Consider the following 21,277-nt stretch of genomic DNA (forward strand, 5'->3'; position numbering starts at 1 on the left):
TAAATAGTAATTTAAAATTCACAATACCCAATTTTACTAGTTTCCTGAAGAGTTTCCGGTCTTGACAATATTTGGTTTATTACTTACAAGGCCGGAAACCGGGAAAAAAATCAATATTTACTTTTATCTTATTCTAAAAAATCCAAGTTAACCACTTATTTTACAATTCATTACCAATAAATTAGATACTGTGAATTAAAAACCTATCTTTGCGCCCGAAATGCGGTAAGCGTTATCGCAAAAACTAAAGCCCTACTGAAAAGCAGGGATTTTTTATTGGCACATTATGAATATGAAAAAAATTGTTGAGTACAGAGCGTTACTCGGCGTTACAAAAACAGCCACTTTAAAAGAGCTGAAAACCATTTACCGCAACAGCATGAAGGATAGCCATCCTGATACGATAGCGGATGCAGAAGAACGTCATTTGGCGGAGGAAAGAAGTAAAGAGATTATTGCGGCCTACCATTTTTTGGTGAGTATTGCTCCGGAAACGCTGGAGAAGGACAGAGCCGAATACAACCGAATTACAAGCAGTAGCAATATTGCCGATTTTTATTATGAAAACAGCGTGTTATACATTACTTTTTTGGATGGAAATTCGTTTGAGTTTTTCGGAGTATTACGCCCAATGTACATCAAAATGATTAACGCCGAATCGCCAAGCCGTTTTGCACGCAGACACATCTACAACGATTATATCTACCGAAGCACTTCTAAGTTAGTAGCTGCCGAGTAATACAAAAAAAGTCTTGAGTAATACTCAAGACTTTTTTTACCTAACAAAATTTATAAAAAACTATCTTTATTCGTCAGCGGCAAAGGCTGAGTTTTTATCAATGCTTACTTTCAGCGTGGTAGCTACCCCTTGCTCATTCACCATGGTCATGTTCAAAGTATCTAATTTGGCTAAGTTTTTAGAAACAAAACCGTTGAACATATTATAAGAGATATTCATTTCTTTCAGGTTGTGTAACTTCTCTAAATCAAAAGGCACCTGACCGTCCATTTTATTTTCAAACAAACTTAAAGTTTCCAAAGAAGTTAAATTAGATACTTCTCTTTCTAATTTACCTGTGAGTTTGTTACTGTTAAGTAATAATTCTTTTAAAGATTTCAATTGGTAGTAAGACATTGGAATTGATCCTTCAATCTCATTGTTAAATAATGAAAGCGTCTCTAAACTGGCCAAATTACCAATATTGGCAGGCAGTTCACCTGTCAAACGGTTCATATGTAATTCGATCGATTTTAACTTGGTAGCATTACCCAACGTTTGAGGCAAAGCACCCGATATATGATTGAACGCAATATTCAATTGTGTTAAGTTTTTCAGGTTCCCAATCGTTTCCGGCAGCGGGCCTGAAATGGTATTTCTGAAAAGATTCAACACCTCCAATGAGGTCAAGTCACCAAGCTCTTCTGGCAGTTGACCCACCAAGTTATTGTTGATTAGTTTAATTGAAACCACTTTGTCATTTTGGATTCCTACACCGTACCAAGAAGATACCGGTGCTTTCAAATCCCATTTATTGGTCCATTGCGAACCTTTAGTGGCTTTGTATAGTTTCACTAAAGCATTTTTCTCCGTATTGGATATTTCTGCGAACGAAGAAGCAGAAACTAAGAAGATGGCTAAGTAAGTAAAAATAGATTTCATAAGTTTTGTGATTTGGGGTTTATGACGGTGTAAAACTATACATTTATCCGTTTAAAAACAAAAATAATCGATGAAATACATTTTAAGTGTTTATTTTTATATATTTATCTTACATTTTATTAAAATTTCTCATTGAAAAATTGTCTGAAACTGGCAAAGAATCTGATTTAAAATTTATTTATTTATATTTGGTATCCTAACCAATTAAATATAAACAATATGCCTTTTAATTTTTTAGCCGTTTTAGTGTCAACCTTAGTTACACTACTGGTGGGATTTGTTTGGTACAGTCCTAAAATTTTCGGAACCATCTGGATGAAAGAATCCGGAATGACAGAAGAAAAAGCGAAACAATCAAATATGTTGAAAGTTTTCGGTTTGACCATTTTTTATTCCTTTATGTTATCCTTTATGATGCCATCCTTGGTAATTCATCAAATGGGTGCCTTAGGTATGGTAGGTGGAGATCCTACAATTGCCAAAGCTTCCTACACGGCATTCCTAGCCGATTATGGTGAAGCATTCAGAACATTCAAGCACGGTGCCCTGCATGGCTTTATGGCCGGATTATTCATTGCGCTTCCCATCACTGCCATTAACGGATTATTTGAACAAAAATCTTGGAGATACATTTTAATTAATGCCGGTTATTGGATGGTTTCGATGATGATTATGGGTGCCATCATTTGCGGATGGAAATAGTTTAACATTTTATTATATACTAATCGCTCTACATTTGTGGAGCGATTTTTTTTAGCGTATTGGAAACCCCTGATTTTAAAATTTTCACCACTGTAGCTCAACTGCCCGATTCTTGGGACCATGTTGCTCATGAAAACGCTTTTCTGCAAACGCCATATTTAAAGGTGTTAGAAGAATCTGCGCCAACAAACATGCAGTGTTTTTATATCGGTATTTTTGAAAAAGAAATACTTATCGGAGTAGCCTTGTCGCAATACCTGAATCTGAACCAACTGGAATCCTTTGGGGAAAGGGACCGTTGTTTGAAAACTTATATCCGCAATTTTGTCTTTAAGAACTTTGCGTCCCATGTATTGTTTTTGGGCAACAATATGATTACCGGCCAAAATGGCTATGCGTTTCTAAAAGACATTGACCCTAAACACATCTGTGACTTGCTAACTGCTTGTGCTGATGAAATTATCCTTTATTTCAAAAAGCAGCATATTAAAATCCATATCGTTTCTTTTAAAGATTTTTATCAAAAATGTGCTGACGAAATGAAACGATTTGACTTTGCCCAAATGTATGAGTTCAATACGCAACCCAATATGATTTTTGAATTGCCTGCAGACTGGAAAACCAACGAAGATTACACCGCTGCTTTTTCTAAAAAATACAGAGATCAATACAAAAGGGCACATAAGAAATTTGAAGGTATCACAACCCGTGAATTGCCATTGGAAGAAATTATAAGCCGAGAAGAACGCATTTACGAGTTGTATTATCACGTAGCCAAAAATGCACCGTTCAACACTTTTTTCTTAGCCAAAAATCACTTCTCCGTTTTTAAGAAACAATGTAAAGACCGGTTTGTACTATGCGGCTATTTCTTAAACGATACATTGGTAGGTTTTCACACCCTGTTATTAAACGGAAATGTGTTGGAAACTTATTTTTTAGGTTATGACGAACACATACAAAAGCAAAAGATGCTGTACCTGAACATGCTGTACCAAATGACACAGTATGGAATTGAACATCGATTCGAAAAGATTATTTTCGGAAGAACTGCTTTAGAGATTAAGAGCTCCATCGGAGCAGAGCCGATAGAAATGAGCGGTTTCATCTACCACACCAACAAGTGGATTGACAAATTAATGTCAAAAATTTTTCCGAAGTTAGAGCCCGATTTAGTTTGGCAGCAACGTCATCCGTTTAAATAAAAAAGAGTTCCTATCGGAACTCTTTTGATTACATATTATCCAACTCCCCTTGAACAACTTCCCAGTCTTCAAGTAGCTTATCCAATTCTGTTTTTTTCTTGTTATATGCCATAAAGAAGTTAGCATCTTCTATATGTTTGTCATAGTTGGAAGCCAGAGCCTTGTCATCGTTTTGAATGTCGATTTCCAATTGCTTGATTTGGCTTTCTATTTTGCTCAAACGATTTTGCAGTGATTTGTTTTTCTTTTGATCTTCATAAGACAGACTTTTATTTCCTTTGGACACATTGCTATTGACCACCACGTCTTTTTTCTCAATCTCACGCATATTGGCGGCATTGCGTTGTTCCAGAAAGTAATTGATGTCACCCAAATACTCTTTAATTTTTTGGTCTTTGAACTCGTATACGATATTCGACATGCCCTGCAAAAAATCCCTGTCGTGAGAAACCAACAACAACGTTCCTTCATATTTCTGTAACGCAGCTTTCAGCACATTCTTTGATTTGATATCAAGATGATTCGTAGGCTCATCCATCACCAGCACATTGATGGGCTGTAATAGTAATTTACATAATGCCAAACGATTGCGTTCGCCTCCTGACAGTACTTTGACTTTCTTCTCTACATCATCTCCACGGAATAAAAAAGAACCCAACATATCACGCACTTTTGAACGATTGGTATCAGTTGCGGCATTAGTCATGGTTTCCAACAATGTAATCTCTCCGTCGAGATATTCAGCTTGATTTTGGGCAAAATATCCCAATTGCACATTATGACCCAGTTTGATAGTCCCCTCGTACTTGAACTCGTTCACAATGGCTTTTACAAAAGTGGATTTTCCCTGACCATTCTGTCCTACGAAAGCAATCTTGCTTCCTCGTTCCACCAAAAGCGAAATATCTTTTAAGATGACCTTATCTCCATAGGCTTTAGTCACATGGTCGGCTTCAATAACAACTCTCCCTGGCGTTTGCGATACCGGAAATGATATATTCATCACCGAATTGTCATCCTCATCTACTTCAATGCGCTCTACTTTATCCAGCTTTTTAATTAATGATTGCGCCATCGAGGCTTTGGAGGCTTTGGCACGAAACTTCTCGATTAACTTTTCAGTTTCCTCAATCTTCTTGGCCTGATTCTTTTGTGTAGCCAATTGCTTTTCCCGAATTTCTTCTCTCAATACCAAATACTGAGAGTATGGCTTATTAAAATCATAGGCCTTTCCCAATGAAATTTCAATGGTTCGATTGGTCACATTATCCAAAAACATTTTATCATGTGATACAATCACCACCACTCCCGGGAAGTTTCTTAAAAAGCCTTCCAACCAAATGATACTCTCAATATCCAAGTGATTTGTCGGCTCATCCAGTAACAAGATGTCATTCGATTGCAATAACAACTTGGCCAACTCGATACGCATGCGCCACCCCCCCGAGAAGGTATCGGTTTGGTTATTAAAATCTTCTCGCTTAAATCCAAGTCCCAAGAGAATTTTCTCTGTATCTCCCACATAATTATAGCCTCCCAATATTTCATAATGATGTGTTACATCACTTAACTGCTCAATTAAATCCGAATAACTTTGACTTTCATAATCGGTTCTTGTGGCCAACTGATGGTTGATTTCATCTATTTTACGTTCGGCCCGCTTAATTTCTTCAAATGCTTGATACGCTTCCTCGAGTACAGTTCTGCCTTGTTCAAAATCAATATCCTGACGCAAAAAACCTATGCGTACTTCTTTTTCTGTGGCAATTTGTCCGCTGTCCGGTTTAAAATCACCGGCCAATATTTTGAGCATAGTCGATTTCCCCGCTCCATTTTTTCCAACCAGTCCAACACGGTCACCTGAACCCAAACGAAAAGTTACCTCTTCAAAAAGATACGTCCCACCAAACGAAACCGATAAATTGTGTATGTTTAACATAATGATTTGTTACAAAAGTTACATTAAAAAGAGTTCTATAAAGTACCTTTGTACACTCTAGGCCATAAGGCCAAACCGAACAAAGCTAAAATTTTTGCAAATGTTAAAAAAAGGATCCAAACTAAATAGCATTTTAACAGGAAGTTGTCCTCGTTGCCAAGAAGAAAATATGTATACAGACCCTAATCCGTATAATTTAAAAAACATCTACAACATGCATGAAGAATGTAGTCATTGCGGACTGCATTATAAAATAGAGCCCTCTTTTTTTTACGGTGCAATGTATGTGAGCTACGCCTTAACAGTAGCCATAGGTGTAGCCGTTTTTATTATTGCCAAAATTTTTCTGAGTCTTGATTTAGTTACCTCTTTTATCGCAATCATAGTCGGTCTGATAGTTCTTATGCCGATAACGGCCAGATTGGCCAGAAATATATACATCAACTTTTTTGTGCATTACGATAAAGATGCAGTTAAGAAGTAGTATAACGCTTAATATCTACGGCTCTTTCCAAAGGAACTCCTTCTTCTATATAGGCATATAAATCCAAAGCCATAGCCGGTGCCAACATTACACCTCGCGTACCAAGTCCGTTCAGAATATGCAAGTTCTTATGTTTATGATGAGTCCCTAATAAAGGGCGTCGGTCTTTAACCGTAGGACGTACACCAGCAAAATGCTCTATGATTTCAAAATCACAGCACAGAATTTCCTTAATTCGTTCGATAAGTTCTTTCTTTCCGGCTTCGGTGGGAATACTGGTTTTATCATCCCAGTTATAGGTAGCTCCCACTTTAAAAAAATGGTCACCTAAAGGCAGTATAAAGACACTGGTATTCACAATAACATCCAAGTCTAAATCAGGCGCTTTAATAACAAATAATTCTCCTTTGGTCCCGTCAAGTGGCAAATGATTAAAAAACGGATTAGCATGCATCCCAAAGCCCTCTGCGAAGACAATGTGTTTTGACTCTAATCCTTGATAATGCACTTGTGTATCTAAAACCTCTAATTGATTATAATCAAAGGCCTCTTCCCTTAACAATCCCAGCTCTTTTAAATAAGCGTGATAGCTATCTAAAAAAAGTCCTGTATCAACATAACCGGTATGCAATACCTCACCATAGCCAAACGGTGATTCAATAGACTTATACTGTTTATGAATAATGGTGGTTGATAGAAAAGGAGCTAAAGCTGGCTTATCTGAAGCAGAAAACCAATTGTTCTGCTCCTCTACCGAAAAAAACTTTCGATAAATAGGCATCTTGAAATCAACCTGAACAGAAAGCTTTTCTTCTAAGCGATGGTAAAACTTGTCCGCTATAGACAACTGCTCATTAGCCATCCAGACCTGACTGAACCGTTTTAGAATGACCGGATTGTATAAGCCTCCGGCGATTCGGGTAGAGTTCTGCGAATGATTATCAAAAATCACAAATGTTTTTCCCTTTTCTAAAAGTGTCTCGGCAAAAGCAATGCCAGCCAAACCAGCACCAACAATAATATAATCTGTCATTGTATAAAGATAAAAAAACTCCCACCATAAAGGTGAGAGTTTTTATATTGAATGGGAAATAATCTTAATAATTCCACATATCAGATTCAAAGTTTCGGATTTTCTCTTTTACCCTTTCCGATTCTAACAACTGATTTTGGGCATTGTCTTTCATGTACTGTTGAATTTCTCTATCGCCATACACATTTTCCTCTTTGTAAATTTCACCGTTAAAACGACGGGAATTCAGCAAGTGATCAAAACTGATAGGCATGGCAGAGTTTTTATCATTGAAGGCTTTAGCTTCATGAAGAATGTCTCTGATAGCCGGGAAATATACCCAAAACAAATCAATTACATCTCCATTTTCTTTACCAACATCTCTAGCCTCAGGAGCCACAGGACAAATGGCTAACAATCTATATTTCAACTCTCCTTGACGTTTATCAAAATACCAGTATCCTTTTATTTTATATCCTGAAATATCCTGAGCGGTTAATTCTCTCTTATCGATATACTGAGGATCCAACACAGCACCCGGTGCAGCAGGTACTTCCTCGGTTACCCAAGTTTTTCCTTTTTTCACTTTTCGTGTTGATGCTTTTGGATAAAATTCATCATAATGGTCATTAATATAATCCTTACCTGCTGGTATGGTATCAATAAAAGTGAAAGATGAACTCATATCTTTGAATGACTTTTTAGTATTAAAATAATCATCCGCATATACTTCAGTAATTTTACCGTTTTTTATGTTTTTAATCAAAACATCAAACAATGATCTTCTGTCTTTACCAACAAAAGCAGTATCGATTGGATAATACAAAGGAAAATTAATTCTTTCATCAATGTCAATTAATTCCCAAATGGTCTTCCCCATCAATACGTCTCTGTCGTGCACATAACCATAAGGCAATGGCTTATCATTATCAGAAATTAATTGCGCAGGCGTTTTCTTTCCAATTTCATCCGGAACTTTTGCATTAAGCAAATTAGACTGAGCAAAAGAACTTACGCACAATACTAAAGCAGATGCCGCAAATAAAAGATTTTTAATTTTCATAATGTATAAAATAAGTTATAGTAGGTATAGATAACTCAAATATTATTGAATTTCGTAAACCACAGGTGATGCATCTTTTGTAATAACGTTAGCACCTCCAACGATTTTAGTTTTAATTTCGGAGATAGTAATCTGATCACCTCTGGTAGCTCTGGCTAAAGCTGCTTTACATTGAGAATTCACTCTGTCACCATTAACAATAATAGCAGGTTGACCAGGAACTTTAAACGTAAAACGAGTAACTTGGAACTGTAGGTCATACAAGAAATCTTGTAATTCAGCAGTAACTTGAGATACCTCTAAACGAGATTTAGCTCCTTTAAGTACACCCACTTGTTTTCCGATAGCTCCAGCTGGAGCAGGAATATTTTTAATTCTGAATACTTTTTTATCCGTAACAGACTTTCCGTCTGACATCTTACCGGTAACAGAAACTGTAACTTCAGTACCTGCGCCTGGGTTTAAGTTGTATTTACCTTTACCACCTGCAGATGACAATCCCGGAGCAGAAGCGGTAACAGCATTATCAGGAATACCTGCAAATGAAATTGTCATTGGATTTGGTAAACCACGGTATACTACGTTCATTTTGTCAGCAGAAATGTTTGCTGAATTTGGACGAGGTACAACTACGTATTTACCTTCGAATTTCAAAGGCACTGGTTTACCGTCTTCCATGAAAGAGAAGGTACCAGTAATGTTTTTCTCTCCAACAGCACCAGCAGTCATGGAGATAACAGCTTGACCGTTTTCAATTTTACCAGGACCAGAGAAACTTGTAGGAACTGTGTTAGCATCGTATTTTCCTAACACTACTTTTCCTTTTACAGTTTCACCTTCAAAGTATACATTTTTCTCTAAAATTACCATTGCCTGGAAGTTTTTCAATGAAGCTGCCTGAGCAATAGTGTTACCGATTAAGGCATTGTAAATGTCTTGCTCTGTAGACTCAACATCATTTTGCATACTGGTTAATTTAGCGATAGAAGCTACAGCAGGGAAACCTTCAAAATGATACATCAAGTATTTTTTAGAAACACCATCTTTATCTTTCACATTATCCAAATTAAATTTGGTTTTAATGTTGTTGATGATTGGCTGATATTTAACATCATTTCCAAAAACAGCAATTAAATCATTTTTATATTTCTCAATATTAGCGATGATTTCATCACCTTTTTTAGAATATCTGTCACCTTTGAACCAAGTTTCATCAATATAATGACCTTTATCCATTTGTTCATAAGGTAACTTTCCGGTTTTCGGGTCTCTTTCAAACTCTTTTGAAACCGCCTCTTTTAAAGTTCCTAAGTAAGCATAAAGCTCTTTTGATATCTTTTGAACTTGATTTGCCTTATCCAATGGTCCTTTAAAACGGGTCGGATCATCCTGTGCCTTTTGTTCTAAAGTTCCTAATAAGCTTTTGTTGTATTCTTCTGAAAATTTATTAACGCCTTCGAATTTTTCATTCATCAAACCGAAAGCCGTCAATACTTCTTTTGACATGTTTAATGCCAACATCGCGATGAAAACCAGATACATCAGGTTAATCATCTTCTGTCTAGGGGTTAGTTTTCCTCCTGCCATCTTTTCTAATTAGTTTAAATTATTTTTTTGTTTGTAAAATATAGTTTAAAAACTAATTATCGGTTACTCATTGCAGATAGCATTCCTCCGTAAACATTGTTCAATGAAGACAAGTTAGAAGTTAAAGACTGCATTTGATCTTTTAATTTTAGGTTATTCTCAGCAACTTCATTGTTAATTTGTGCATTTCTTTCAGCACTTTGCAACTGCAATTGGTACAAACCGTTTAAGGTTTCTAATTGAGATGCCGCTTTTGTCATTTCTTCAGCGTATTTCTTTTGACCAGCCATTGCATCAACAGTTGGAGAAATTGATTTAGCAGCTCCTTCAAAGTTTCTGATACTGTTTCCTAAACTTTCCATTAACTGTCCGTCAATTTTTGCTTCTTTCAACATATTATCTAATTTCTGAGATAATAAACCTTGTGCTTCTTTTGGATCTTCTTTCTTTGCTCCTTTAGCTGTTGGTTCACCACCGGCTAATTCAGGATATACTAATGACCAATCCAACTCCTTATCAACTGGGTCAAAGGCTGACAAACCAAAAATTAATGCCTCAGTTAATAGACCTATAATAAGCATTGCGCTTGCTCCTGTCCAGTGTTGTATTTTGAATAATGCTCCAACAATTACAACTGCTGCCCCCATACCGTAGGCGAAATTCATAACTTTTTTTGGTAATAATGCCATAATAATAAAAATTTTAGTTAGTTAAGTTAATATAATAAGTGGTTTTGAAATTACTTTCTAGGTGCTTTGTTTTTTCCGGTTACCTGAGTTCCCATGTAATCTTGTACAGTACGGAATCCTATATAACTTCTTGCTGTATCCGCATATTCAAAGTCTCTTGTTCCTACTTGTAAGAAGTAAGCAACATCTTTCCAAGAACCGCCGCGAACTACTTTTCTCATGTTTTTCAAGTCCGGTACATTAGGGTTCATAGTTGATACATATTCGTAAGCAGCAGGATCATAAGATGAATCCGTCCATTCCGCTACGTTACCAGCCATATTGTAAAGATTATATCCATTTGGCTCATAAGACTTAGCCTCTACTGTATACAAAGCCTGGTCAGCCGCATAATCCCCTCTGTTTGGTTTGAAGTTCGCTAAGAAACAACCTCTGTCATTTTTAGCATAAGGACCTCCCCATGGGAATGTTCCTGACTCCAGACCTCCTCTAGCTGCGTATTCCCACTCAGCTTCTGTAGGCAAACGGAAAGAGTTAATTAAGTCATGGTGCTTTTTCTTAGATTTTACGTAAGTGTTTTTGTTCAAGGTTCTCCAAGCACAAAATGCTTTAGCTTGTTTCCAGTTCACTCCGACTACAGGATATTCACCGTAAGCTTGGTGCCAGAAATAATCATTGTGCATCGGCTCATTGTAAGAGTAAGCAAAATCTTTAATCCAAACTGTAGTATCCGGATACACCTCTTGTTGTTCTGTTCTGATGAATGAACTTCTTTTACCAACCTTAGCCTTAGCCGCAGCTTGTATGTCCATCCAAGAATAACGGAACTTTAATTTCTTTACATCTATGGTTCTTAAACCATTAAAAGATTCAGCTACCGGCAAGTACATTGTATCCATAACTTCAGTATAGTACTCATCAGGATATTTGCTGGTTTCTTTAATCAACTTCACTTTACGATTTAATTTTCTACCTGCATAAGGATCATCTTCAGTACCCACACTATAATAGTTCTCATACATGTATTTATCGTAAGGAGTCATTTTTGCAGGATCGGTATCATTGAAAGCAAAGTCACCAATGCTTCCGCCTTTACCACCACCTTTTCCGCCTTTACCACCTTTTCCGCCGGCAGTTTGACCCACTTCATCAGCTAGAATAGCCAAACGAACTCTAATAGTAGAGTCTTTTACCCATTCCACAAATTGACGGTATTCACTATTTGTGATTTCAGTCTCATCCATATAGAATGATCTAACCGTAACCGTTTTAGTCGGTGCGTCCTGTACATTGGCAGGGTCATCATCTGACTTACCCATAATGTAAGCACCACCCGGAATCAAAGTCATCCCGAAAGGTTTTTCCGGATGCCATTTTTTTCCTTTAACTCCTACTAACTCACCTTTGTCGCTTGATCCTCCACAGCTCGTTAATAAAGCTAAAAATGATGCGAATGCAATGAACTTCTTCATATAAATTGGGGTTATTTGAATATTCTATTTTTTAAGGGCGTAAACCTATTTATTATTTTTCAAAAAAACAATTATAAAATCAAAAATTAATTAACATGCCAAAGCTAAAATTAATTAGTCAAAAAAAAAAATATTTATCCGATAAAGTACATAAAAATATCGATAAAGTGCAATATTTATATTTTTTTGTAAGTATTTTATAAGTTATTTTATAGTTGTTTACTCGTTTTTATACTTTTTTTAATTCCTAAAGGCTATTTTTTCGCTGGGCCTTCCACCATCTTTCGGGGATTTCCTGATTACAGGCGATTAAATATTCCTCGTGCGAACATGGTAATAACGTATTTTTTTTCAGTTTATTGTGTTGGCCTGAAAAAAAATTAATTTCTATCCACCAACGGTCCGTTTTATTGCTTTTATAAAACACCAATTCTTCGTTTTCCAGAGGCACTATGTATTTCAAATAATTTTCACGGGTTCCAAACGGATATTCATTAGATCGATAATTCAATCCTTCGATAAAATACCAAATAATTTGGGCGATAAGCACAGCTTCCTCTTTCTTATTGTTGTGATTAAAGATTCCCAATGAACTCACTTTGTCACTGATGCCTGCATAACGCGACAGGCTGCAAATTTCTTTCCCGTCAAAACCATTAGGCGTAAAAGTAATAAAATTTCCTGAATATGAAGACTTTACAGAATTTAAATCAATACTCACAATATCAGCATCACGGAAAACAGGTTCCGCCAACTCGATATTGTTTGAAATTTCTCCCAAACGGTAAGCATCAAAATACAACTTCTCAATTAAATCAATCTCTTCTTGTGAATTGTAATACGTTTGATACCCTATATTACAGTAATTAAACAAATTATTCGGCTCATCCAATACGATTTTAGACAAGTACGATGAAACAGACACCCCGTCTTCCTGCTTACCAAAATCAAATTTGCTGTCGATAGAAACCAAATTAACCATTTGTTCCATGGCATCATAAGCTCGATACAACGGATACGTCAAATCCTGAGAACCTCCTATTATAATAGGTATAATATTTTTTCGGATTAACTTGGCAGCTACTTTCTGCAAAGCAAAATACGTGTCTTCCAGAGAATTTCCCGGAAGTATGTCGCCTAAGTCTGCAATGGAACTCTGCCAGTTGCCGGGAAACAAACCATACAATTCTTTCCGAATAGCAATCAAATCTACTTCTTCAAAAGCATTGGCATCGCCGCGATTTTCTAAAACACCAATAATGGCAATTTTAATCTGATCCGTATCCGGAAAATCTTTTTCGGTATGAAAGGCTACTTTACTCCCTAAGTGCTGTGACGACAGGCCGTTTACAAATTGAATAATTTCATCATCAACCGGTGACAGAAAATCAAATTCCATAGTTTATTTCTTTTTAGCAGGTGCTTTTTTGGTGGTTTTTTTGGCGGCTGTTTTCTTGGCCGGGGTCATTTTTTCAATCATCTCTTTCACTTCTTCCAAAGTTAATTTGGCAGCATCCACATCTTTGTTCAATTCGATTTTAATCTTGCCTTTGGTAATTACTGATTTTCCCCAACGGGCTTTTTCCACCACTATTCCTTCTTCTTCCCAGTTGTGGATTACTTTATCAATATCCTTTTGCAATTTCTCTTCAATCAGTTCTGCGATATCCGATTGGGATAAATTGTCAAAGTTGTATTTCTTATTTACATTAATAAAGATGCCGTTCCACTTTAAGAAAGGACCAAAACGTCCCACCCCTTTTTGCACGTCCATATTTTTATAAACGGCGATTGGCGCATCGGCTTTGGCTTTTTCATTAATCAGTTCCTGAGCACGTTCCATAGTTACATCCAAAGGATCTTCTCCCTTAGGTAATGAGATGAATTGTTTTCCGAAACGAACATAAGGACCGAAACGACCATTGCTCACTTCTACTTCTTCTCCTTTATAAGTTCCTAGATTTTTAGGCAACAAGAATAAATTCAAGGCTTCTTCTAATGTAATGTTTCCGATATTCTGCTCCTGACGTAAGCTTGCAAACTGTTTCTCTTCATCATCGGCCTCACCAATTTGTGCCATCGGACCAAATTTCCCTAAACGTACCGAAACCGGTTTACCTGTTTTAGGATCTGTTCCTAATATCCTTTCACCGCTTTCTCTGTCAGCATTTTTCTCTACTTCCTGAACATTCGGATGGAACTTGTTGTAGAAGTCCTGCATCATTTTGGCCCAATCGATATTACCTTCTGCTATTTCGTCAAAATCCTGTTCTACCTTGGCCGTAAAATTATAATCCAAAATGGCTTCAAAGTTTTTCACTAAGAAGTCATTTACAATGGTTCCGATATCGGTAGGTACTAACTTGCCTTTATCAGAGCCTGTATTTTCTTTTAAAATCTTTTCGTCTACTTTACCCTCTTTCAAGGTCAGCTGCACATATTTTCGTTCTACCCCTTCCATATTGCCTTTTTCTACATAGTTTCTGCTGATGATAGTAGAAATTGTGGGCGCATATGTTGACGGACGACCGATACCCAGCTCTTCCAACTTTTTAACCAGCGCCGCTTCAGTATATCTTGAGGCCGGACGCGTGTATCTTTCGGTAGCTGTAATATTGTTGTTGGTTAATTTTTCGTTGACTTTCAAAGCCGGCAACATGCCTTCTTGTTCTTCATCATCTTCGTCATTGCCTTCTAAGTATACTTTTAAAAACCCTTCAAACTTGATAACTTCTCCGGTGGCCTGAAAAACTTCTGAATGATTATTGGCTTCAATCTTCACATTGGTTCGCTCTAATTCCGCATCACTCATTTGAGAGGCCAACGTTCTTTTCCAAATTAGTTCGTACAAACGGGCTTGGTCTCTTTCTACATTCACCGTATGACGGGACATGTCTGTAGGACGGATGGCTTCGTGGGCTTCCTGTGCTCCTTTTGATTTGGTATTGAAATTTCTCGGCTTGCTGAATTCGGCTCCGTAGTAGCTGGTGATTTCTGCTTGTGCCGCTGCCATCGCTTCCTGTGAAAGGTTCACGCTGTCTGTTCTCATATAGGTGATGAGTCCGGCTTCGTACAAGCGCTGGGCGATTTGCATTGTAATCCCTACGGGTAAATATAATTTACGGGCGGCTTCCTGTTGTAACGTTGATGTCGTAAAGGGCGCTGCCGGTGATTTTTTAGTGGGTTTGGTTTCTAAATCGGCTACCTTATATAAGGAGCCTACGTTTTTTTGCAAAAAGTCTTCCGCTTCTTTTTTGGTCGCGAAGTTTTTCGGCAATTTGGCTTTCACCACTTTGCCGGCTTCGTTGATAAACTCAGCGGTAACCGAATACGAAGCCACGGGTTTGAACTCCTGGATTTCTCTTTCGCGCTCTACGATTAAGCGAACGGATACCGACTGTACACGACCGGCCGACAAACCGCCTTTTACTTTTTTCCAAAGTACCGGAGACAATTCATACCCTACCAATCGGTCCAATACTCTTCGAGCCTGTTGCGCATTAACTAAGTTGTAATCAATACCACGTGGGTTTTCAATGGCTTTTTGAATGGCAGATTTGGTGATTTCGTGAAAAACAATACGTTTGGTTTTGTTCTTGTCTAATTTTAATTCTTCCGCCAAGTGCCAGGAAATGGCCTCTCCCTCGCGGTCCTCATCGGAAGCCAGCCATACCATTTCGGCGTTTTTAGCTAATCCTTTGAGTTTGGTCACCAAGGCTTTTTTATCTGAGGAGACTTCGTATTTAGGTTTAAAACCATTCAGCACATCTACTCCTATTTCTTTGGAAGGCAAATCGGCAATGTGCCCGTAACTGGACTCTACCTGATAGTCGCTCCCCAGAAATTTTTCGATTGTTTTTGCCTTTGCCGGCGACTCCACGATAACTAAATTCTTTGCCATATGCCTATTGTTTACGCGGACAAAAGTAAACGTTTTTTTTAAATTATCGATTTAAGGTTGGTTTTTAACGGTGATTGACCCATAAGAGCAACTTATTTGGTTTCGCAGCTATGTGTTAGTAACAGTAACTTTTAAAACCCTATGGGAAAGTCCAATACTTCATTGGGTAAATCCAATACCCCCTTGGGAAAATCCAATACTTCATTGGGTAAATCCAACACCCCTTTGGGTAAATCCAATACTTCATTGGGTAAATCCAACACCCCTTTGGGCAAATCCAATACCCCCTTGGGTAAATCCAATACCCCCTTGGGAAAACCCAATACTTCATTGGGAAAATCCAAAACCCAGCGGGAATCCGGAAAATCTATTTGGATTAAAATTTAAAATGGTATATAACTTTTCAGATGAATATCAAATTGATGCTCCACCTATATATAGGATTGATGTTATACCATACTTTTTTAAAGTATACCGAAACAAAAGACAAAACCTTTTTAGCGCTGATGGGTGCAGAACAGCGGGAATATGGATTCTAAACATGCCCGAATCATCGTTTCACCAGTTTGCTATTGTTCGAGTGGTTCCAAATCTTTTGTTAAACCGTTTCTGCCATCTTGTCAGATATTAGAATTTAGTATTATCTTTGCTGTCCCGAAAGTGATATATTATTTATGGAAAAGGAAATTGACGAGAAAAAACAAGGTACCAGCATGGTACTGGAACACAAAGAAGGCAACACCAAAAAACTATTTATAGAAAGCTACGGCTGTGCGATGAATTTTTCGGACAGTGAAATTGTAGCGTCTATCCTGACCGAGCAAGGGTATAATACGACTCAAAAACTCGAGGAGGCCGACTTGGTTTTGGTCAACACTTGTTCTATCCGAGACAAAGCCGAGCAAACCGTGAGAAAACGTTTGGAGAAATACAACGCGGTAAAACGCAGTATTAATCCGGGGATGAAAGTGGGTGTTTTGGGTTGTATGGCCGAGCGTTTGAAAACGCAATTCCTGGAAGAAGAAAAAATTGTAGACATGGTCGTAGGCCCTGATGCTTACAAAGACTTGCCGAATCTTTTGAAAGAAGTGGAAGAAGGAAGGGATGCCATCAATGTAATTTTATCCAAAGAAGAAACCTATGGCGATATTGCGCCGGTGCGTTTGAACAGTAATGGCGTAAATGCCTTTGTATCTATAACAAGAGGTTGCGACAATATGTGTACCTTCTGCGTGGTGCCTTTTACCCGCGGACGGGAACGTAGCAGAGAACCACAAAGTATCATGGAAGAAATTCAGGATTTGTGGAACCGAGGCTTTAAAGAAGTTTGTTTGTTGGGTCAAAACGTAGACAGTTACCTTTGGTATGGTGGCGGATTGAAAAAAGATTTCGACAAAGCCACCGAAATGCAAAAGGCTACGGCTACTGATTTTGCAATGCTTTTGGAACAATGCGCTGTTGCCTTTCCTAAGATGCGTTTTCGCTTTTCGACTTCGAACCCGCAAGACATGCACGAGGAAGTATTGCACGTGATTGCCAAATATGATAATGTGTGCAACTACATTCACCTGCCGGTACAAAGCGGCAGTACCCGAATACTAAAAGAAATGAACCGCCAACACACCCGTGAAGAATACATGGCGTTGGTGGATAAAATCAAAAGAATCATTCCGGACTGTTCTATTTCACAGGACATGATATCGGGCTTCCCGACAGAAACGGAAGAAGATCATCAAGACACCTTGAGTTTGATGGAATATGTAGAATATGACTTTGGCTATATGTTTGCGTATTCCGAAAGACCGGGCACTTTGGCTGCCAGAAAGATGGAAGATGATGTGCCTGAGGAAGTAAAGAAAAGACGTTTGCAGGAAATTGTAGACTTGCAACAAATCTTAAGCGAAAAGAGAACCAAACGTTTCCTGGGTCAAACAGTAGAAGTATTGATTGAAAAAGAATCCAAAAAATCCAATCAACACTGGAGTGGCAGAAACTCAGAAAACGTGGTAACGGTTTTCCCGAAAGGCAATTACAAAGAAGGCGATTTTGTCTTAGTAAAAGTGACCGATTGTACCACAGCTACCTTAATAGGAGAAGCTGTTGGGTATTCGGGGATGCAAAACTAAGAGCAACTGAAATAAATTCGGAACAACATGGAATCAGTTCAAAACATAAAACAACGCTTTGAGATTATCGGGAATGACCCGAAATTGAACCGTGCTATTGAGAAAGCTATTCAAGTAGCTCCTACAGACATTTCAGTATTGGTGGTAGGTGAAAGCGGTGTGGGTAAAGAAAGTATTCCCCGAATTATTCATTCGCTTTCGCATAGAAAACACGGTAAATACATAGCCGTAAACTGTGGTGCCATACCCGAAGGAACGATTGACAGTGAGCTATTTGGTCACGAAAAAGGTGCTTTTACCGGAGCGACCAATACCCGTGAAGGGTATTTTGAAGTAGCAGACGGAGGTACCATTTTTTTGGATGAAGTAGGCGAATTGCCACTGACGACACAAGTGCGTTTGTTACGTGTACTGGAAAACGGTGAGTTCATCAAAGTGGGTTCGTCTCAAGTACAGAAAACCAATGTGCGTATTGTGGCGGCCACCAATGTGAATATGTTTGACGCAATTGAAAAAGGCAAATTCCGTGAGGACTTGTATTATCGTTTGAGCACGGTAGACATTCCGTTGCCACCGTTGCGCGACCGTAAAGAGGATATTCATTTGCTTTTCCGAAAATTTGCTTCTGATTTTGCACACAAATACAAAATGCCTCCAATCAAATTGAGCGAGAATGCCATTCAGTTTTTACAAAAATACCGTTGGAGCGGAAATATCCGTCAGTTGCGCAATGTAGCTGAGCAACTTTCCGTTTTAGAAACCCATCGCGATATATCATTACAAACGTTGCAATCCTATCTTCCGACAGAAGGCAGTACACTGCCATCGGTAATCGGAGGAAAAAAGTCAGACAGCGATTTTGCCACCGAAAGAGATATTTTGTACAAAGTGCTTTTCGACATGAAAAGTGACTTGAATGATTTGAAGAAACTAACGCTGGAGCTGATGAAAAACGGCACTAAAGTGCAGGATATCAATCCGAGTTTGATTCAAAAAGTCTATGGTTCGAAAGAAGGGGAAAACGAAATATCTTTTGAAGAAGAACCAAGAATGAATATCATCCCTACCCCTAATCAATCGCAACAAGAGGAATTTGATGACGAAGATGACACCAATTATTTAATGGCCGAAACGGTAGAAGAAGAGGAAGTGCTGAAATTGGAACAAAAAGAAATTGAACTTATCAAAAAATCTTTAGAGCGTCACAAAGGAAAGCGAAAAGCGGCTGCAGACGAATTGGGTATCTCAGAGAGAACTCTTTACCGAAAGATAAAGCAGTTTAACCTATAATTGTAAAATTCTAAAAAAAGAGATTCCAAAACCCAATAATGGTTTTATATTTGAGCGATGAAGATTTATAAATTTTTACTTTCCGCCTTTATTTTTTTTAGCCTAAGCAGTTGCTCTGTTTATAATTTTACGGGAGCCAAACCCGTTGATGCTAAAACCTATCAGGTGAATTATTTTCAGAACAATGCGGAACTGATTGAACCCGGCATTGAGCGTACTTTTACACTCAAGCTTCAGGAATTGATTCAGGGACAAACCAACCTGAATCTTACAAGTTCCAATGGCGACTTACTTTACGAAGGGGAAATTACGGAATACCGTATCACACCAATGACTGCTACCGCCGATCAAAAGGCAGCACAAAACCGCTTGACTATTTCGGTTAATGTGCGTTTCAGCAATAAAAACAAAGAAGCAGATAATTTTGAAAAACGCTTTTCATTTTACTATGACTACGATGGTTCAACACAGTTGAACGGCTCTAAACTAACTGAAGCACTGGATGTGATTTTTGAACGCATCACACAAGATATTTTTAATGAATCACTGGCCAAATGGTAATATGAACCTGACTGATTACACTTTTTTACTCAACAAACCTGACGCTATCAATGACAGGCACGCCGAAACATTAGACAATGTTTTGAGTGCTTTTCCTTATTTCCAAAGTGCGCGGGTGCTTAAGTTGAAACACATGTACAATCAGGATAGTTTTAATTACAATTATGCTTTAAAGGTTTCAGCTGCATACACTACTGACCGAAGTGTTCTGTTTGACTTTATCACTTCTGACTCATTTGTTTCCGTACAAAAAGGATTGTATGAAAAGAAACTGGAAGAGTTGATGAACATGAACGTAGTGGGAATGGAAGAAGTTAAAGTAGAATACAAAGAGCTTAGCGTAGATCCGTTAGAGCAGTCAATTTTAACCTCCATCAAAGAGGCAACGCCTGAAGAACAAAAGGCGACGGAAAAACTTGCCATTGGCAAGCCCTTAGAATTCTCGAAAAACGAGAAACATTCTTTCCAGGAATGGCTGCAATTATCGAGATTAAAACCTATTGTTCGCGAAGAAACTAATCCAACAGTTGATTCTGAGAAAAAGAAAAAATTAGATTTAATCGACAGGTTTATCGAAAACAACCCAAAAATTTCTCCGATTTCCAAAGATGCTGTAATCCCTTCGATAGAGCCGGTTGCTGAGGACACCTCCTATTTGATGACTGAAACTTTAGCAAGGGTATACTTGGAACAAAAAAAATATTCTAAAGCGATTCAAGCCTATGAAATATTAATTTTGAAATATCCGGAAAAAAGTAGTTTCTTTGCAGACCGAATTTCGGATATTAAAATTTTACAACAAAATAATTAATACATAATGAGCACATTTTCAATTTTTTTAGTACTAATCACAATAGTTTGTTTTCTATTGATAATAGTAGTTATGGTTCAAAATCCAAAAGGAGGCGGTTTGTCATCATCTTTAGGTGGTTCAACTCAAATGGGTGGCGTACAAAAAACAACCGACTTTTTAGATAAAAGTACTTGGACTTTGGCTACCATTCTAATTGTTTTGATTTTATTGTCAAGCTTAAGCTTCTCAGGAAGTATGGGAGATACGAATTCAAAATTGGTTAAAGAATCTGAGACTGTTACTCCGGCAAAACCGGCAACAGCCACTCCAAACAAACCGGCAACAAACATGCCTGTAAAAAAATAATTCAGACACACTGAAATTCAAATGCCAGCGCTGACATGCTGGCATTTTTTTTAGGTAAAAATGTCAGTTTACAAGGCTTGGCATAATTTCTGAAAAAGGGAAACCAAAACATTCTAATAACATAAAACATATAATTATGGCATTAAACATTAAACCGCTTTCAGATCGTGTAATCGTGGAACCGGCTGCTGCCGAAACACAAACCGCATCAGGAATTATTATTCCGGACACGGCCAAAGAAAAACCGCAAAAAGGTATTGTCGTAGCTGTGGGAAATGGAAAAAAAGACGAACCGTTAACCGTAAAAGTAGGTGACACCGTGTTGTATGGTAAATACGCCGGAACTGACCTGAAATTTAACGGAAAGGATTACCTCATCATGCGCGAAGACGATATTTTGGCGATTATCTAATTAGGATTAAGATTT

General features: G+C 37.9%; 20 protein-coding genes. 10 read left to right on the forward strand and 10 right to left on the reverse strand.

Annotated elements, in window-relative coordinates; genetic code table 11:
• Positions 1-292 precede the first annotated feature (292 nt).
• Positions 293-739, forward strand: coding sequence for a KTSC domain-containing protein (locus ACSVH6_RS08045; RefSeq protein ID WP_438077293.1), 447 nt, complete (start codon positions 293-295; stop codon positions 737-739).
• 66 nt (positions 740-805) lie between these two features.
• On the opposite strand, the gene ACSVH6_RS08050 is transcribed toward ACSVH6_RS08045, so the two are convergent.
• A complete protein-coding gene (locus tag ACSVH6_RS08050; RefSeq protein ID WP_438077295.1) occupies positions 806-1,660 on the reverse strand; it encodes a leucine-rich repeat domain-containing protein in 855 nt (284 codons plus the stop codon).
• 219 nt (positions 1,661-1,879) lie between these two features.
• Between ACSVH6_RS08050 and ACSVH6_RS08055 the strand changes: the two genes are divergently transcribed.
• A complete protein-coding gene (locus ACSVH6_RS08055; RefSeq protein ID WP_438077296.1) occupies positions 1,880-2,362 on the forward strand; it encodes a DUF1761 domain-containing protein in 483 nt (160 codons plus the stop codon).
• 59 nt (positions 2,363-2,421) lie between these two features.
• Positions 2,422-3,567 carry an 8-amino-7-oxononanoate synthase gene (locus ACSVH6_RS08060; protein WP_438077298.1) on the forward strand — a complete coding sequence of 382 codons (1,146 nt, stop codon included), beginning with the start codon at positions 2,422-2,424 and terminating at the stop codon, positions 3,565-3,567.
• A gap of 28 nt (positions 3,568-3,595) precedes the next feature.
• Here ACSVH6_RS08060 and ACSVH6_RS08065 read toward each other — a convergent pair whose 3' ends face one another.
• Complete coding sequence (locus ACSVH6_RS08065; RefSeq protein WP_438077299.1) at positions 3,596-5,506, reverse strand: ABC-F family ATP-binding cassette domain-containing protein; 1,911 nt, start codon at positions 5,504-5,506, stop codon at positions 3,596-3,598.
• A gap of 100 nt (positions 5,507-5,606) precedes the next feature.
• Here ACSVH6_RS08065 and ACSVH6_RS08070 point away from each other — a divergent pair, with 100 nt between their 5' ends.
• The gene (locus ACSVH6_RS08070) at positions 5,607-5,990 is read left to right on the forward strand and encodes a DUF983 domain-containing protein (protein ID WP_438077301.1); all 384 of its coding nucleotides are present in this window, start codon (positions 5,607-5,609) and stop codon (positions 5,988-5,990) included.
• Here the strand turns inward: ACSVH6_RS08070 and ACSVH6_RS08075 are convergent.
• The 8 genes from ACSVH6_RS08075 to ACSVH6_RS08110 all read right to left on the reverse strand — a co-directional run bounded on the left by ACSVH6_RS08075 (position 5,980) and on the right by ACSVH6_RS08110 (position 16,058).
• Entirely contained in the window at positions 5,980-7,023 is a 1,044-nt protein-coding gene (locus ACSVH6_RS08075; protein ID WP_438077303.1) for an NAD(P)/FAD-dependent oxidoreductase, read from the reverse strand. The genes ACSVH6_RS08070 and ACSVH6_RS08075 overlap by 11 nt on opposite strands.
• Before the next feature lie 64 nt (positions 7,024-7,087).
• Positions 7,088-8,065 carry a gliding motility protein GldN gene (gldN, locus tag ACSVH6_RS08080; RefSeq protein ID WP_438077304.1) on the reverse strand — a complete coding sequence of 326 codons (978 nt, stop codon included), beginning with the start codon at positions 8,063-8,065 and terminating at the stop codon, positions 7,088-7,090.
• A 42-nt stretch (positions 8,066-8,107) separates the two neighbouring features.
• A complete protein-coding gene (gldM, locus tag ACSVH6_RS08085; RefSeq protein ID WP_438077306.1) occupies positions 8,108-9,652 on the reverse strand; it encodes a gliding motility protein GldM in 1,545 nt (514 codons plus the stop codon).
• Between the two features lie 56 nt (positions 9,653-9,708).
• Positions 9,709-10,341, reverse strand: a complete 633-nt coding sequence (gene gldL, locus ACSVH6_RS08090; RefSeq protein WP_438077308.1) for a gliding motility protein GldL — start codon at positions 10,339-10,341, stop codon at positions 9,709-9,711.
• A gap of 50 nt (positions 10,342-10,391) precedes the next feature.
• Positions 10,392-11,813: a gliding motility lipoprotein GldK gene (gldK, locus tag ACSVH6_RS08095; RefSeq protein ID WP_438077310.1), complete on the reverse strand. Its 1,422-nt coding sequence runs from the start codon at positions 11,811-11,813 to the stop codon at positions 10,392-10,394.
• A gap of 247 nt (positions 11,814-12,060) precedes the next feature.
• On the reverse strand, positions 12,061-13,212 hold the full coding sequence (locus ACSVH6_RS08100) for a formimidoylglutamase (RefSeq protein WP_438077311.1): 1,152 nt from the start codon (positions 13,210-13,212) through the stop codon (positions 12,061-12,063).
• 3 nt (positions 13,213-13,215) lie between these two features.
• On the reverse strand, positions 13,216-15,714 hold the full coding sequence (topA, locus tag ACSVH6_RS08105) for a type I DNA topoisomerase (protein ID WP_438077313.1): 2,499 nt from the start codon (positions 15,712-15,714) through the stop codon (positions 13,216-13,218).
• 131 nt (positions 15,715-15,845) lie between these two features.
• A complete protein-coding gene (locus ACSVH6_RS08110) occupies positions 15,846-16,058 on the reverse strand; it encodes a hypothetical protein (protein WP_438077315.1) in 213 nt (70 codons plus the stop codon).
• Positions 16,059-16,388: 330 nt separating this feature from the next.
• On the opposite strand from ACSVH6_RS08110, the gene miaB reads away from it, so the two are divergent.
• The 6 genes from miaB (at position 16,389) to ACSVH6_RS08140 (ending at position 21,262) form a co-directional block, all read left to right on the forward strand.
• On the forward strand, positions 16,389-17,840 hold the full coding sequence (gene miaB / locus ACSVH6_RS08115; RefSeq protein ID WP_438077317.1) for a tRNA (N6-isopentenyl adenosine(37)-C2)-methylthiotransferase MiaB: 1,452 nt from the start codon (positions 16,389-16,391) through the stop codon (positions 17,838-17,840).
• Positions 17,841-17,867: 27 nt separating this feature from the next.
• Positions 17,868-19,130 carry a sigma-54 interaction domain-containing protein gene (locus ACSVH6_RS08120; protein WP_438077319.1) on the forward strand — a complete coding sequence of 421 codons (1,263 nt, stop codon included), beginning with the start codon at positions 17,868-17,870 and terminating at the stop codon, positions 19,128-19,130.
• Positions 19,131-19,187: 57 nt separating this feature from the next.
• Positions 19,188-19,691: an LptE family protein gene (locus ACSVH6_RS08125; protein WP_438077321.1), complete on the forward strand. Its 504-nt coding sequence runs from the start codon at positions 19,188-19,190 to the stop codon at positions 19,689-19,691.
• A 1-nt stretch (position 19,692) separates the two neighbouring features.
• Positions 19,693-20,502, forward strand: coding sequence for a tetratricopeptide repeat protein (locus ACSVH6_RS08130; RefSeq protein WP_438077570.1), 810 nt, complete (start codon positions 19,693-19,695; stop codon positions 20,500-20,502).
• A 6-nt stretch (positions 20,503-20,508) separates the two neighbouring features.
• Entirely contained in the window at positions 20,509-20,850 is a 342-nt protein-coding gene (secG, locus tag ACSVH6_RS08135) for a preprotein translocase subunit SecG (RefSeq protein WP_438077323.1), read from the forward strand.
• Between the two features lie 136 nt (positions 20,851-20,986).
• Positions 20,987-21,262: a co-chaperone GroES gene (locus ACSVH6_RS08140; protein WP_438077325.1), complete on the forward strand. Its 276-nt coding sequence runs from the start codon at positions 20,987-20,989 to the stop codon at positions 21,260-21,262.
• The last annotated feature ends 15 nt before the right edge of the window (positions 21,263-21,277 follow it).

The sequence above is a fragment of the Flavobacterium sp. XGLA_31 genome (assembly GCF_051547105.1).
GTDB lineage: Bacteria > Bacteroidota > Bacteroidia > Flavobacteriales > Flavobacteriaceae > Flavobacterium.